The following is a 14,874-nucleotide window of genomic DNA, read 5'->3' as shown; positions in this document are numbered from 1 at the left end:
ACGAACCCTATACATTGTACAAAATACAGTGAAGGTACAGTTATATCGAATAGATTTTTATCTATCATACATTAACTTCATAAAAAGAAAGGGGTTTTGTGAATTGGATAAAGACACATTCATTTCAATGTCACCAACAAAAAGAGTACAGGAAGTCAACAAAATGCTACAAAAGTATGATTTGAAGGAAATCAGCAAACTTCTTGGAATTCCTTCAAGCACTTTCAGTAAACTTATGAGGGAGGGAGATTACCTTTATCATCAAGCGGACAAGAAATACTATCCGTTTGTCCGCTCCGAAGCGGAACGAACGGCAAGTACCACTACCGAACACAGTGATGAAATAACTTTCATCAAGAACCATTTAGATACCTTGAAGAAAGTTGTTCATCATTTTGAAGAGGCGGGGAATTTACTGCTAGATAAACGCATCTACAGTAAAGATGCCGAGTTCGTCAACAAAAGCATTAGGATGAACAGTGCCATTTACGAGAATTTCAGCCAATTTTGCGAAGAATATTATCCTCATTTAAAAACTCAAGATGTAATAGCTCAAGCACTGATTGACGCAATGAACCGCTATAAGCCAGAAGGCAGACAGGAACCATGAAACAGCTCTTGTCTTTTTTTGGACAATTTTTTGAAATGTGTTTATAGTGTTAGGAGCAACACATTTTAAACACCTTCAGTGTTTTATGTTCAAATATTTTTAGATTTTGAAAGGGTTTTTTAAACAATTGGGGTAATCGGTACGGTTTTTTGGAATGAGAATGGGATTTATTCCGATACTTTCGAGTTCATGAAGGTATTTCCGATAAGTAGGTAGGGACATGTGTTTCTTAGGGGTGTCAATGCTGCCTTTGGAGATCATAACGAAGAAATTGCGAAGACTTTCTTTTTTTCGTTTTGAAAATTGACTGTGACCAATTAGCTTCTCAGCTTCAGTGATTTTATAGTAATCACCTCGGTGAACGATGGGCAGAACGTGCTTTTCCATGTACTCTTTCCATAGTTGGTATGAAAAGTAGCTTCTTAATTTCTTTGGCCTGCCTTTTCCTTTATCATTTCTTTTCATACTATTGAGATGACCATTTTTCAATCTCAGTTCGTATCTGACCCGGCCAATTTCGTACGGTTGGATTTTCTCACCATTTGCAATCCGTTCTTCTTCTTTATCATAAATGAACAACTCCGTACTGTTACATTTATGATATTGCGATGTGTCATATTTAAAAGGATTTCCATTTTCATCCTTCCCCCATTTGATTTTTTGTTTGTAGGCATATTTAGCAGTGTATTTTTCAAGTAGATGAAATAACAGTTCCCGGTCTTTTGGATTTGGCATTTCCACATCCATTCTATAATCAATTCTTGTTAGCGTATGAGAATCGAAATAATCCGAATGTCCAAAGTGTCGGATAAGGAATTTTCGAATATCGGATTCTATCAAATCATAATCATCTTCTATAATCTCTCCTCTATTCAACAGTTTGACAGCATCCACCTTCAGATGTAGATGCCAATCCCCATCCGCACGACAGTTCATCCAAGTAATAGAATAGGCAGGAAATCTCTTTTTTACTTCACTGTTAAGTTGTCTAACCGCAGCTCCAAAGTAGTCATACTTGTTAATGTTTACACTGTACATGGAAAATAAATGTTGAACATCATAATAGGCTATGAGCAACATCATTTCAAATGTGTGAATCAAATTAAACCATCTCCTTTATTTTCGTTCACGGGAATAGTGAATCCCTTTGTTGTCAAGAGTTTTCAGAACTCTGTTTTTCCCGTCCCAAACTAATTTATATGACCTCCAACACATGGATAGGAACCAATGTGTCACGAAGTATTGCATGCTATGTAGTTGTAAAGAAAATATTCATCAAAGCCCGAAAAAAATCGTTCAACTGTATGACAACATGTTCATAAAAGTAAAGATTCTGCACTCTGTTAGTTCCAACACTTACCAAAGTCTGATTACAAGAAAAAACCGTAAAGACGAATTGCTTTACGGTTTCGTTTATTGGTTATCGAATTGTGTCAACTATTCTTCCATCCTCTTTCCTTTCCAATGACATACAGCCTTCACTATGTACACCAATGGATTTATCTTACACATGCAAATGATTACATTTCTTGGACTAGCCTTTCCCATTTCTCCATTTCCTCTTATCTATAAACGTCCCTTTGTGAAAAAATTTTTTGACCCTCGAACCTAAGAATTTTGATTTTCAATTACGGGCTTGTGTAAGATTAAATCATAACCGAAGGTAAACACCCTCGAATCAAATTCCTTCGGTGTCTCCACATCATCCCCATATCACTTGATTCCAACAAAAAATAAAAACAGCAGGAGGAAAACAGAATGACCCCCGAAAGAATCTTCAACGATCAATCCCCGATTACCCTCGAAGACATTTACAAATCCATCTTGAATGAAAAAATTGACGCACTTATCAAGGAAATCTATGATAATAATAAGGTGAATTCCACTGACTCTTCAGACAAGAAAGGAGAGGAAGTGGCTTGAAAGCTGCAATTTACATTCGAGTATCAACAAACAAAGAAGAACAAAAGCAATCTCTTGAAAACCAAAAAGAATTGTTTATGAACCTATTAACTGAAAAAGGTTGGGATTTATACGATATCTACTTAGATATCCAATCCGGTACCAAAACGAAGAAACGTCCTGAATTGAAACGAATGATTGAGGACGCAAAAATGAAAAAGTTTGATATTATTCTAGCAAAAGAATTGTCACGATTAGCGAGGAATGGGCAACTCTCCTATGAAATTAAAAATCTTGCTGAACATCGTGGGATTCACATTCTTACATTGGATGGTGCCATTGACACACTTTCTGGAAATACGCAGATGTTTGGGTTATACGCATGGATGTATGAACAAGAATCCCAAAGAACAAGTGAACGTGTGAAGACGGCTCTAAAAATCAGAGCAAAGATCGGTAAATTTAAAGGTTCCATTCCACCCTACGGATACTATGTTGAAAATGGAATTTTAAAGGTCAGAGTTGATTCTACACCTGATGTAGTGCGTCGAATATTCAACTCCTATCTCTCAGGTAAAGGATTTGACAGAATTGCAAGGGAGCTATTAGAGGAAGGTATACCGACTCCTTCTGAAATTGCTGGAAAGAGAAATGCAAGTTCACTTTGGCATGGATCCACAGTTAGAAAAATACTAGAAAATCAACATTATATTGGTAATCTAGTACAACAAAAAGAAACTTCAATTAGTGTAACAACGGAAAAACGCAAAAAGATTGATTCAGCAAATTATATTGTCATCGAAAACACACATGAAGCTATTATCCCCAAAGATGATTTTCATGTTGTTCAACAGATAATCTCTGAAAGAAAACGTAAACGGCCCTATGCTAAAAAACATCTCTTCACAAATATTTCCTATTGTGCTGATTGTGGTAAGAGCATGCACTATAAAGCCAATCGTAAAGGATACATTTGTGGGGCATACAATAAGTATGGTCATACAAAATGTTCAGATCACCACGTAAGAGAAGATAGATTGATTGAAGCAATTTCAAATGATGTGAAGCAATTGTTTTCAGCACTTTCTACAAAATCAATTCAAAAAGACATTGAGAAAAAGATTGCAAACTTCATTCAGCGGGATCAAAAACAACTCACTAAAATTCTCAAGGAGATAGAAAACATAAAGAAAGACAAAACGGTTGCACTACGCATGAAAATACGTGGTGAAATCCAAGATGAAGAATACAGATTGCTCATTGAGGATAATAGTACCCAAATCGCTAAACTGAATGGGGAAAAGATAAAATTAGAAAAGGGATTACTTCAACAAAAACAAACGATTGATTTTACAAGACTTATCCAACAAGTTGAAAGGTTTGTTCAAAACCCCGTTCTTGATGAAGAAATGCTACACAAACTAATAGAAAGAATTGAAATAAAAGAAGATGGGAGTCCGAGAATCCATTACCGATTCTCGGACCCTTACATATCTTCTATTTTTTTACGAGCAACACACAGCACTCCACGTGTGTCGTCTGCGGAAACATATCCACCGGCTGCACTTCAACCGTCCGATACCCGCCATCCTCCAACACTCGCAAATCCCTTGCTAATGTCGCCGGATTACACGAAACATACACTACCTTCTTTGGTTTCATATCAATAATCGTTTGCAGCAAGGTTTCGTCACAGCCTTTTCGCGGTGGATCAACGACTAGTACATCTGCAATTATTCCATCTTCATACCACTTTGGTATCACCTTCTCAGCTTCGCCAACAGCAAACTCCACATTTGAAATTCCATTGAGTTCAGCGTTTCGCTTGGCGTCTTCGATGGCTTCAGGGACGATTTCAACCCCGTATACTTTTTTTGCTTTTTCCGTAAGGAAGAGTGAGATTGTACCGATGCCGCAATATGCGTCAATGACGGTCTCCTCGCCGGTTAGGTTGGCATATTTTAATGCTTGGTCATATAGGACCTTCGTTTGTTCAGGATTTACTTGGTAAAAAGATCTAGCTGAAATGGCGAATTTGATGTTGCCGATATAATCGTAAATGACTTCTTCTCCCCAGAGTACTTTTGTTTCATCGCCAAAGATGACGTTTGTTCGTTTCGGATTAATATTTTGGACGATGGATTTCACATCAGGCAGCTTAGCTATGATTTCTTCAATGATAGATTTCTTATTTGGAAGTTCTGCCGTACGGGTAATGAGGACAATCATAATTTCGCCTGTTTTCATACCATAGCGCGCCATAATATGGCGTAGTGTTCCTTTATGTGTTTGTTCGTTGTACGCGCGGACTCCGTAGCGGTCACAAATTTCTTTTACCGTTTGAACGACTACATCATTTTTTTCCTGCTGGATGAGGCAGGCTTCCATGTTAATAATGTCATGGCTGCGGTTTTGATAAAACCCAACGATGAGTCCGCCTTCTCGTTCACCTACTGGAACTTGCGCTTTATTGCGGTAGCGCCATGGATCCTCCATTCCGAGAACAGGGTGAACAACGACATCTTCGAGCTTTCCGGTTCTTTGTAGAACGTCCTGTACTTGTTTGCGCTTTGCTTTCAACTGACCTGAATAGCTTAAGTGTTGGAGCTGGCATCCGCCACACTCCTTATAAATTGGGCAGTCCGGTTCGACTCTGTAAGGGCTTGCTTCATACAATTCGATTAAACGTCCGAAGCCGTAGCCTTTATTTACTTTTATCACTTTTACCTTTGCTTTTTCACCCGGCAAAGTATTGGGGACAAAGATTGGGTAGCCATCGACCTTGGCCACGCCATTTCCGTCATGGGTTAAATCAACAAACGTGACATCTATATAATCATTTTTTTGAACGGGTAGCTGAATTTTCATGTGTTTCTTCCTTTACTTTGTACCGATTTATATAATGAAACGATTGTATCACACTATTGTTTTCTTTGCGAAGTCATAGGACACAGAATAAATTTTACAAAAAAAAAACAGATTTCTAAAAAAGAAAACTGGTTTATCATAAGCGGTTTTGTTATATAAGCTTCTGACCACAGTTCGGACAGAAATTTGCCTCCCCCGTTTTGGTTCCGCAATTCGGGCAGAAGTTTGGTTTCTTTTGCCCATCTGCCTGCGCCTGTGGCTGTGAAGGAGCTTGATTAGGCTGATTTTGATTCATCTGGTTCATCATTTGATTTGCAACATTCATTCCCATCATCATTCCAGCCATATCTGATGCTGTCCCGCTCCCGGACATTTTACCAGATGCCATCCCATCAATCATCGAAATTTGCTGATAACGATCGACATTTCCAACCATTCCAAATGACGCATTTTTTGTAATCATATCTTGAATTTCTTTTGGATAATTGAAACTCATGACGTTGAAACCGGTTATTGATAAGCCGATATCAATGAGCTGCATATCTAAGTCCTCTTGAATCCCTTTTGAAATTTCAAAGGAGTTGGCCTGAAGGTTGAACATATCCTTACCTTCCCTTGCGATCCATTTCATGAATAACTGATCAAGGATGGACGTGATTCGTGTCCTCACATCTTCTACTAAGTATTGTTCCTTTACACCAGCGATTTTATCGATTAAGGCAATATAATCGTTTACCTTAAAATTAAATGTGCCATTCGCACGGATTGGAATTCCGCCTGGAAGCCCTGGTGCAGGCATATTAATCGCATTTTTGGTTCCCCATTTTACATTAAATTCCTTCGTGTTTATAAAAAGGACTTCCACCCGCATGCCACTGTTAAAGCCGAACTTAAATCCCTTCAAGGTCGATAAGAACGGAATGATTTGCGATTCGATATCGTATTCGCCTTCATCCTTAAATACACCTTCAATTTTTCCATTGTTTAGGAAAATCGCATCTTGGCCCGGACGAATGATTAATCGACTTCCCTTCTTAATTTCACGATTTCTCCATTTATAGAAAATCATATCATCTCTGAATTCTTCCCATTCTACTACATTAGCAAATTGGTTTCTAAAAATAGACACCTAGCATCTGCTCCTTTCTACTTCTTTTGCATTGCCTTTTTTAAAACTTGCGACTGCCACCGCTATGCGAGTGACCACCTCTTGAAATTCCGCCTCCACCACTACTGCTATTATTATTGGACGGTTTTTTCTGTTTGGTCACGGTTTGTCTAACAAATCGATCAGACTTATTAATGATTCTTGATTGATTACTATTCAAATACGTATGTGAATTTACGGTAACTCTTCCTCCTGATCTATAGGCCATTAAACCAACGATAAGCCCAGCAACACCTATAGCGATGAGTAACTGAAACCACCACTTAAACACTAAATTGTCTGGACTAATCCCCGGCCTGTATCCCATGTACTCATGTGAAAGAGTTATAAATTTTGAGAATGCATGAAAATAATCACCATTTGATAGATCTGGAGTTATTTTATCAAGAACTAAATCAATGCGCTTATTGTCTAAATAATCTTCTGCCTTTTTATATCCCGCTATATGCACATCTCTATTTTTCATATCAATGAATAATATTGCTGTATTTCCATGAGGCTTATCATACCCCGGGGCTTTTTCATCGTAAAAGTCTTCTACGTATTGAACGAAGTTTTTTCCTTTTGTTCCATTGACAGTGATGATGAGAAAAGCAGTGTTTCTTTCCTTGCTCAATTTACTAGATAATGCCTCTAACTCAGCCTTTTCTTCATTCGTTAACAGCTTTGCATCATCATACACAAATTGTTTTTGATTAAGCGATTCCGCCTGCGCTGTTATTCTCGGCAAAAATAACACAAAAATGATGGACAATAACATAAAGAAATGGCCAATTTTTCTCGCTTTACTCACCAAAAGCCACCTCCCATAAATAAGGAGAAGCATTTTAAGGCAAGAAAGGTGCCGCTAGCAATTCCCCCAAACCACATAGCTATTTTTCCCTTGCTGAGAGGCGGTTTTCCAACAACTTTTCCTGTCTGTCCGTTCATCGCAAAGGTATGCTCGGATTTATTGTAATCATAGCTGACCATCCATACAGGCAGAAGCACATAATCACTTTTCACATTTCTCGTATCAACTTGCTTATTTCTATAGCTTACGGAATGATAGCCGGAAAAAGTAGAACTAACATAAGAGTCGATATAGCTGCTAATTTTATGCTTCGCCCGAGGAAGCAACTCTTCATCCGTATAATTATATTTTTCAGCAATATAACCAGCTAAGTATGGGGTTTTAAAATCCTTTAGCTGCTCATATGGATAAGGCTCCAGCTTATCCATTAACTCATCATTCATTTTCTCAGACGCATCAACAGGAACTTTTACATAATCAAGGTTCAAATCACGGAACGCATCATAATATTTCGTTTCCGTGTAAATATAGTCTCCTCTTGTGTACGTTCGGACCTTCGTACAAACCGCATCAACTTGCACCTTACTATTTAAATCAAATAGCCAAAACGGCACATACATTCCTGTAATACTTTTAATTCGATCCGCAGTCATAAATCCTTTAGGGGTAAGCAGTCCTTTTCTGCACCATTTCTTAAAAGCTTCTCTTGCCTCTTCCTTACTAATGGTAAACGGAATAACCTTTGCAGGTGCAAGATGACCTGATAAGCGGTCAGCTATGACTACACCTGCACCGCAAAAACTGCAGCTTGTCGCTACAGTTTCCGCTTCGGTAATTAGCACCGCTCCACAATTTTCACAATGGTATTCCTTTGCCTCATCTTCTGAAAATCTTGATTCGATTAACTCTTCAGGGTAATTTTCAATTGTTTCCTGGTTCCCGCAGCTTTCACAGGACAATTTTCCGGATTCACTGTCAAACCCCATGTCACTGCCGCAGTTCGGGCATTTATAATGAAGTATCACGTTTTACTCACCTCGTATTTATCAAGCATGGGTAGGAATCAGCCCTTATTCTTCATTCTTTCCTTCAATGCAGCAAGTTCATCTTCCACATCTGGGGCATCATCATATTTAGCAGTTAAATCCGCAATATCATCTTTCGGACCAGCATTCAATTCAGCCATCGCATTCGCTTCATCTAAAGCGCGATTTACCTTCTCTTCCATTCGCCCAAAGGCGGAAATGGAATGACTTGAATCTGCTGCAGATGACCCTAGCTTATTCAACCGTTCCTGTGTTTTAGCCACTGACCATTTTGCTTTCAACATATTTCTTCTTGATTCTAGTTCACCGATATCTGCAACAAGCTTATCATGCATCTGCTTCATCTGTAGAGAATTAGAAGATGCCAATTGATACGAAGCTTGTAATTCTGATAATTTCGTTCCTAATGAGCCCTTCTTTTCCAGAAACTTTCTCGCATCACCTTCATTTCCTGCTTCTAATGCTTTTACCGCATAGCGTTCCATTTTCTCCATTTCTTCCTGACACTCATTCAAAGCTCTCTTTGACCGCTGTTCTTCTGCCATGACAGATGCCGTTTCTGATTTTACCTTTCCTAAATCTCTATTTAAATTTCTTAAATATTGATCGATCATTTTCTCAGGATTCTCTGCCTTATCTAACAACGCGTTAATATTGCTGGACATAATATCTTTAAATCTTGTAATAATACTCATACTTTCTCATTCCTCCTTATTTTCCTTCATGAATTTTCTTTAACTTATATTTTTTTATACTTCATACCTACTACAACTATATACTAAAAATCTTAAAAAAAGGTTTCATTTTCTTATATCTATATCCCTCCCCAGTAAGTGTAGTAATAGATATGATCGATCTGAAACCTAAAAAAGGCTCAACTCCAAAAGTAAGGAGTTGAGCCTTTTTTAATCATTTTTTACACCATCACTTTACAAATATCATTCGTAAATTCAACAGGATCGTTGATTGGGAGTCCTTCAATTAAAAGAGCTTGGTTGTACAAGAGATTCGTAAATAATTTAACTTTGTCTTTGTCTTGTTCAAAAGCAGCTTTTAATGATGCAAACACTTCATGATTCACATTGATTTCTAACACTTTATCTGCTTTTACTTGCTGATTATTTGGCATTGCGTTTAGAACTTTTTCCATTTCGATGGATACTTCGCCTTCAGCTGTTAAACAAACAGGGTGTGATTTCAAGCGCTTAGAAGCTCTGACATTTTTCACTTTGTCAGCTAATACTTCTTTCATATAATCGAAAAGTTCTTTGCTTTCTTTCTCTTCAGATTCTGTTTGTTTTTCACTTTCTTCTTCAATGCCTAAGTCACCACTAGAAACGGATTTGAATTCTTTTTCTTTATATTTCATAAGCATTTTGATTGCGAATTCATCAACATCATCAGTGAAGTAAAGAATTTCATATCCTTTTTCAGAGACAAGTTCTGTTTGCGGCAGTTTGTCGATTCGATCGATTGAGTCGCCTGTTGCATAATAAATGTATTTTTGATCTTCAGGCATTCTTGATACATATTCATCTAAAGTAACTAGTTTCTTCTCTTTTGATGAATAGAACATGATTAAGTCTTGCAACACGTCTTTATCTTGGCCAAAATCGTTGTAAACGCCAAATTTCAATTGTCTGCCAAACGAGTTATAGAACTTTTCATATTTTTCACGGTCGTCTTTTAACAGACTTTCCAATTCACGTTTAATTTTGCTCTTAATGTTTTTCGCAATGAATTTCAATTGTTTATCTTGTTGTAAGATTTCACGTGAAATGTTTAAAGATAAATCTTCTGAATCAACCATTCCTTTTACAAAGCTAAAGTAATCAGGAAGCAGGTCAGAGCATTTTTCCATAATTAACACGCCATTTGAATAAAGCTCTAGTCCTTTTTCAAATTCTTTCGAGTAATAATCGAAAGGAATATTTTCCGGAATAAATAAAATCGCATTGTATCTTACTGTCCCATCGACTTTAATATGAATATGTTTTAACGGTTTATCGAAGCCATAACGTTTTTCTTGATAAAAATTGTCATAATCTTCAGGTGTTAGCTCGCTTTTATTTTTTCTCCAAATCGGAACCATGCTATTAATGGTTTGTTCCTCTTTGAACTCTTCATATTCGTTTTCGCTGCCTTCTTTTAGCTTGCTGCTTGTTACTTCCATTTTGATTGGGTAGCGGATAAAATCGGAATATTTCTTGATGATGGCTTTTAAGCGATATTCATCTAAATATTCGTCATACTGTTCATCTTCCGTGTTCTCTTTAATTTTCAGAGTGATTTCAGTACCAACGGAATCTTTATCACATGGCTCAATGCTGTACCCATCGGCACCTCTTGATTCCCATTTGTATGCCTCATCACTGCCTAGTGCTTTACTGATAACGGTTAGCTCGTCGGCAACCATAAACGCGGAGTAGAAGCCGACACCAAATTGACCAATGATATCATGGCCATCTTTTGATTCATTTTCATTTTTGAATGCGAGGGATCCACTTTTCGCAATCGTTCCAAGGTTGTTTTCTAGCTCTTCCTTTGTCATCCCAATCCCAGTATCAGAGATTTTTAATGTTCTATTTTCTTTATCAGCATCGATTTTAATAAAATAGCTGTCTTTATCAAAACGTAATGAATCATCTGTTAATGCTTTGTAATAAATTTTATCGATCGCATCACTAGCATTAGAAATCAATTCTCTTAAGAAGATTTCTTTTTGAGAATAAATGGAGTTGATCATCATTTCTAACAGTCGTTTCGACTCTGCTTTAAATTCCTTCTTTGCCATTTTCGTATCTCCTTCCAAATTAAATACTCTATCTTTCATTTTAGCACTCTAACACGAAGAGTGCTAACTACATTATTTTAATAACATAAATGATTGGTTACTGTCAATTTATTGGAGGGTTAATTCTTTGGTCTTAAAGAAGGAATTTTTGGCCCTCCTAACGAAACCTTTTCGGTAATCACTATTGAAAGAGTTGAGATGAATGAATATAAGAGTTATACAGCAAACTGATGCACTTGCATTTGCACAGCTATGTAAAGAAATTGATGAATCTGGATTTATGCTTTATGAACCGGGTGAACGAGTCATCGATCTTGAGAAAGAAGAAAAAAGAATCGAAAACTTTTTAAATGATGACCGTTCGATCATTTTAGTTGCAGAGGACGACGAAAAGCTCATTGGGTATATAGTTGCAATTGGAGGAAGCGTAAAACGGACTAGACATTCAGCATATCTAGTATTAGGTGTTAAAGAAAATTATCGAGGACGTGGTGTTGCCTCCCGTCTTTTCGAAAGCTTGTTTGCATGGGCAAAAGAAAAAAGGTTTACAAGACTAGAACTATCCGTCATAAAAGATAATGTTAAAGCTGTTAATTTATATCGAAAAATGGGCTTTATTATTGAGGGAGAAAAGGTTCATTCTTTAATCATTGATGGAAAACCGGTTAATGAGTACTATCTTTATAAATTGCTTAAATAGTGAGGGAGTACCATGAATAAAAATATTATAAGAAATTTTTAAACAAAAAAAATTAATACCAGTAAGGAGGGAGTTTGTGAAAAAGAAAGGGTTATGGATTTCTAGCTTAATTGTTTGCTTCATTGTGTTATTTCTCTTTTGCATCAATTGGTATTTTCCCTATTCACCTTTTAGCTTTACTAAATCAATTTCCTATAATGCTAGTAATATTGTTGTAAAAGAATACCAAAGAGAAGTAAATGATTTTAAAGCGATCTACAATTCGGAGAAGAAAAACACACTAACCGACGATCGTACACAATATATTCTGCCAATGTTTGAACAGCAATGGTTAGTCAGTGGTAAACCAGTTAAGATGAAAGTATCCGATCAACTCCATACGATGTTAAATGAAGTAAAAGAGACGAAAGACATATTAATCGAACTAGCCTTTCGCGAAAAATATTCACTGGAAACGAAAGAATATTTAAAGATAGCCCTTTTAACATGTCTTTCCTTGGAGAATGAGATTGTCGAATTAAAAAACTCCAAATTCCATTCAAGATCGACCTTGAATAGACAAATTCACAATCTACATATGAGCTTTATTAGATGTTTTGATATGTATGCAACGTTTTATAAAGAGTATCGGCATTTACGATGAACGAGTTATGGGAATTTAAATGATTTTTAAGATGATGAATTATTGAAGACCTTCCTTAAACAAGCCTGGAAAAATTTATTTCACGTTTTAATCATCATATGCTAAATGAATAGTACAGGAAAAATGTTCATTGAATAATTCAAATGATCATAAGTACTAAGTGCATGTATTCGCTCAATTCGAGTAGATTAAGTCAGAGTCACTTGCCCCAAGTTCCCGCATTCGTCCGATTCGGGCACTTCAACCTCAGGGCACTTGCTCCAAGTTCTCGCATCCATCCCATTCGAGTACTTCAACTCCGGATCTCTTGCTCAAAGTGCTCGCATCCATCCCATTCGAGTACTTCAATTCTGGATCTCTTGCCCCAAGTTCCCGCATCCATCCCATTCGGGCACTTCAACTCCGGGGCACTTGCTCCAAGTTCCCGCATTCATCCGATTCGGGCACTTCAACTCCGGGGCACTTGCTCCAAGTTCCCGCATCCATCCCATTCGGGCACTTCAACTCCGGATCTCTTCCCCAAAGTTCCCGCATCCATCCCATTCGGGCACTTCAACCTCGGGGCACTTTCCCAAAGTTCTCGTATCCATCCTTTTCGAGCAGATAAATTTAAAGAAGCGGTTCGTTAGACAAGTATGCTGATGCTAGATTCTAGATACTGTAAAACTATTATTTCAAAATATCAATTTAACTATCTACTAATCGCTCATGAAATAGGGGAATAAGCTCCATTTGGATTATTAGCAAAAATTATAATTTTACAAAACATACTTTTATTATATAATGAAAAGGTATTCATTATAACGAAAATTCATACAACTAGAGGGAGATGATTTGATGACAGAAGATGTGTATAAACTTATTGCCATCGGCCTTTACATGGTGCTGATGTTATTAATTGGATTTTACGCTTATCGTAAGACAAGTAATTTAACCGATTATATGCTTGGCGGACGTTCTTTAGGACCGGCAGTTACCGCATTGAGTGCTGGAGCTGCAGATATGAGTGGTTGGTTATTAATGGGGCTACCTGGTGGACTTTATTTAAATGGGTTAGCTGATGCTTGGATTGCAATTGGATTAACGATTGGGGCTTACTTAAACTGGATTCTAATAGCACCGCGTTTACGAACCTATACACAAGTTTCCAATGATTCGATTACGATTCCATCTTTCTTAGAAAGCCGTTTTAAAGATTCTACGAAACTTTTAAGAGTAGTTTCTTCACTTGTTATTTTAATATTTTTCACTTTTTATGTATCATCTGGAATGGTATCAGGGGCTGTTTTCTTTAAAAGCTCCTTTGGATTGCATTATACTACCGGATTGTTCATCGTTGCCGGAGTAGTTGTTGCTTATACGCTGTTTGGCGGATTCCTTGCTGTTAGCTGGACCGATTTTGTTCAAGGATTAATAATGGTCATTGCACTTTTACTTGTACCGGCTATTGCAATTTTTAAAACAGGTGGTCCTGTCGAAACATTTAATACAATTCGCTCAATCGACCCAACACTCCTAGATCTATTTAAAGGAACGAGTGTATTAGGGATTATATCTGCTCTTGCATGGGGACTTGGTTATGTTGGGCAACCACATATTATCGTTCGATTCATGGCAATTAAAACGATTAAAGAAACAAAAAGTGCTAGACGAATCGGAATGAGTTGGATGATTCTTTCATTACTAGGTACATCTTTAACAGCATTAATTGGGATTGCTTATTTCCATAATATTGGTGCTCCACTTGGAAAAGCCAATGCTGAAACAGTATTTATCCTATTAGGATCAATATTATTTCACCCACTTGTCGCAGGATTTGTTTTAGCTGCCGTTCTTGCAGCAATTATGAGTACGGTATCTTCGCAATTAATTGTTACCTCTAGTGCATTAACAGAGGATTTATACAAATTGATGTTCCGTCGGAATGCTTCTGATAAAGAACTTGTCTTCTTCGGTCGAATGGCCGTTTTAGTAGTTGCTCTTATTGCCACTGTTTTAGCATTTGATCAAAATTCAACCATTTTGAAACTTGTATCTTATGCATGGGCAGGCTTCGGGGCATCATTTGGACCGGTTGTATTCTTGAGTTTATTCTGGAAAAAGATGAACAACTGGGGAGCACTCTTTGGAATGATTACCGGTGCTGTCACCGTCATTATTTGGAATATTGTTGGACTTGATGAAATACTTTATGAAATTGTACCAGGGTTTATTGCAAACTTAATCGTTGGTATTGTTGTTAGCTTAGCTACCTACAAACATAATGAGGAAATTGAAAAGGAATTCGAAGCAAGCAAAGTCTTATTGAAACAAGGGTAAAGTGGAAGGCCACCAATATCGGTGGCCTTTT

12 protein-coding genes and 1 pseudogene are annotated in these 14,874 nt (G+C 37.2%); 6 read left to right on the top strand and 7 right to left on the bottom strand.

The annotated features are described in order from the left end of the window. Window positions 1-103: 103 nt before the first annotated feature. Window positions 104-610, top strand: coding sequence for a hypothetical protein (locus tag MKY81_RS06950; RefSeq protein WP_021837187.1), 507 nt, complete (start codon window positions 104-106; stop codon window positions 608-610). A gap of 99 nt (window positions 611-709) precedes the next feature. Here MKY81_RS06950 and MKY81_RS06945 read toward each other — a convergent pair whose 3' ends face one another. Next, complete coding sequence (locus MKY81_RS06945; protein ID WP_021837186.1) at window positions 710-1,711, bottom strand: hypothetical protein; 1,002 nt, start codon at window positions 1,709-1,711, stop codon at window positions 710-712. Between the two features lie 657 nt (window positions 1,712-2,368). Between MKY81_RS06945 and MKY81_RS06940 the strand changes: the two genes are divergently transcribed. Together MKY81_RS06940 and MKY81_RS06935 are read left to right on the top strand one after the other, a co-directional pair. Next, window positions 2,369-2,533, top strand: a complete 165-nt coding sequence (locus MKY81_RS06940) for a hypothetical protein (protein ID WP_021837185.1) — start codon at window positions 2,369-2,371, stop codon at window positions 2,531-2,533. Then, a pseudogene (locus tag MKY81_RS06935) lies at window positions 2,530-3,948 on the top strand (recombinase family protein); the annotation flags it as partial. The gene MKY81_RS06940 and the pseudogene MKY81_RS06935, both read left to right, overlap by 4 nt. A 61-nt stretch (window positions 3,949-4,009) precedes the next feature. On the opposite strand, the gene rlmD reads toward MKY81_RS06935, so the two are convergent. From rlmD to htpG, 6 genes are all read right to left on the bottom strand, one after another. Beyond that, window positions 4,010-5,380: a 23S rRNA (uracil(1939)-C(5))-methyltransferase RlmD gene (gene rlmD, locus MKY81_RS06930; protein ID WP_341117256.1), complete on the bottom strand. Its 1,371-nt coding sequence runs from the start codon at window positions 5,378-5,380 to the stop codon at window positions 4,010-4,012. 151 nt (window positions 5,381-5,531) lie between these two features. Next, complete coding sequence (locus MKY81_RS06925; protein ID WP_341117255.1) at window positions 5,532-6,509, bottom strand: SPFH domain-containing protein; 978 nt, start codon at window positions 6,507-6,509, stop codon at window positions 5,532-5,534. 40 nt (window positions 6,510-6,549) lie between these two features. Beyond that, the gene (locus MKY81_RS06920; protein WP_325948491.1) at window positions 6,550-7,341 is read right to left on the bottom strand and encodes a TPM domain-containing protein; all 792 of its coding nucleotides are present in this window, start codon (window positions 7,339-7,341) and stop codon (window positions 6,550-6,552) included. Then, on the bottom strand, window positions 7,338-8,366 hold the full coding sequence (locus MKY81_RS06915) for a TFIIB-type zinc ribbon-containing protein (RefSeq protein WP_107919956.1): 1,029 nt from the start codon (window positions 8,364-8,366) through the stop codon (window positions 7,338-7,340). Before MKY81_RS06915 ends, MKY81_RS06920 begins: the two co-directional genes overlap by 4 nt. 38 nt (window positions 8,367-8,404) lie before the next feature. Continuing rightward, window positions 8,405-9,082: a PspA/IM30 family protein gene (locus MKY81_RS06910; RefSeq protein WP_066235828.1), complete on the bottom strand. Its 678-nt coding sequence runs from the start codon at window positions 9,080-9,082 to the stop codon at window positions 8,405-8,407. 221 nt (window positions 9,083-9,303) lie between these two features. Then, window positions 9,304-11,181: a molecular chaperone HtpG gene (gene htpG / locus MKY81_RS06905; RefSeq protein ID WP_341117248.1), complete on the bottom strand. Its 1,878-nt coding sequence runs from the start codon at window positions 11,179-11,181 to the stop codon at window positions 9,304-9,306. A gap of 202 nt (window positions 11,182-11,383) precedes the next feature. Between htpG and MKY81_RS06900 the strand changes: the two genes are divergently transcribed. The 3 genes from MKY81_RS06900 (at window position 11,384) to putP (ending at window position 14,843) form a co-directional block, all read left to right on the top strand. Beyond that, window positions 11,384-11,881, top strand: coding sequence for a GNAT family N-acetyltransferase (locus tag MKY81_RS06900; protein ID WP_341117246.1), 498 nt, complete (start codon window positions 11,384-11,386; stop codon window positions 11,879-11,881). A gap of 76 nt (window positions 11,882-11,957) precedes the next feature. Beyond that, the gene (locus tag MKY81_RS06895) at window positions 11,958-12,524 is read left to right on the top strand and encodes a hypothetical protein (RefSeq protein WP_108073727.1); all 567 of its coding nucleotides are present in this window, start codon (window positions 11,958-11,960) and stop codon (window positions 12,522-12,524) included. An 837-nt stretch (window positions 12,525-13,361) separates the two neighbouring features. Next, complete coding sequence (gene putP, locus MKY81_RS06890) at window positions 13,362-14,843, top strand: sodium/proline symporter PutP (RefSeq protein ID WP_108072773.1); 1,482 nt, start codon at window positions 13,362-13,364, stop codon at window positions 14,841-14,843. Window positions 14,844-14,874 lie beyond the last annotated feature (31 nt).

The organism is Heyndrickxia sp. FSL W8-0423 (assembly GCF_038009395.1).
In the GTDB taxonomy this organism is placed as follows: Bacteria; Bacillota; Bacilli; order Bacillales; family Bacillaceae_C; genus Heyndrickxia; species Heyndrickxia sporothermodurans.
Note: the sequence above shows the minus strand (reverse complement) of the source record. Positions and strands in the feature narration are given on the sequence as shown.

Excerpts from the sequence above, each read along its gene's own strand:
- putP (WP_108072773.1), top strand. The coding sequence starts at position 13,362 with ATGACAGAAGATGTGTATAAACTTATTGCCATCGGCCTTTACATGGTG.
- rlmD (WP_341117256.1), bottom strand. The coding sequence starts at position 5,380 with ATGAAAATTCAGCTACCCGTTCAAAAAAATGATTATATAGATGTCACG.
- MKY81_RS06940 (WP_021837185.1), top strand. The coding sequence starts at position 2,369 with ATGACCCCCGAAAGAATCTTCAACGATCAATCCCCGATTACCCTCGAA.
- htpG (WP_341117248.1), bottom strand. The coding sequence starts at position 11,181 with ATGGCAAAGAAGGAATTTAAAGCAGAGTCGAAACGACTGTTAGAAATG.
- MKY81_RS06900 (WP_341117246.1), top strand. The coding sequence starts at position 11,384 with ATGAATATAAGAGTTATACAGCAAACTGATGCACTTGCATTTGCACAG.
- MKY81_RS06910 (WP_066235828.1), bottom strand. The coding sequence starts at position 9,082 with ATGAGTATTATTACAAGATTTAAAGATATTATGTCCAGCAATATTAAC.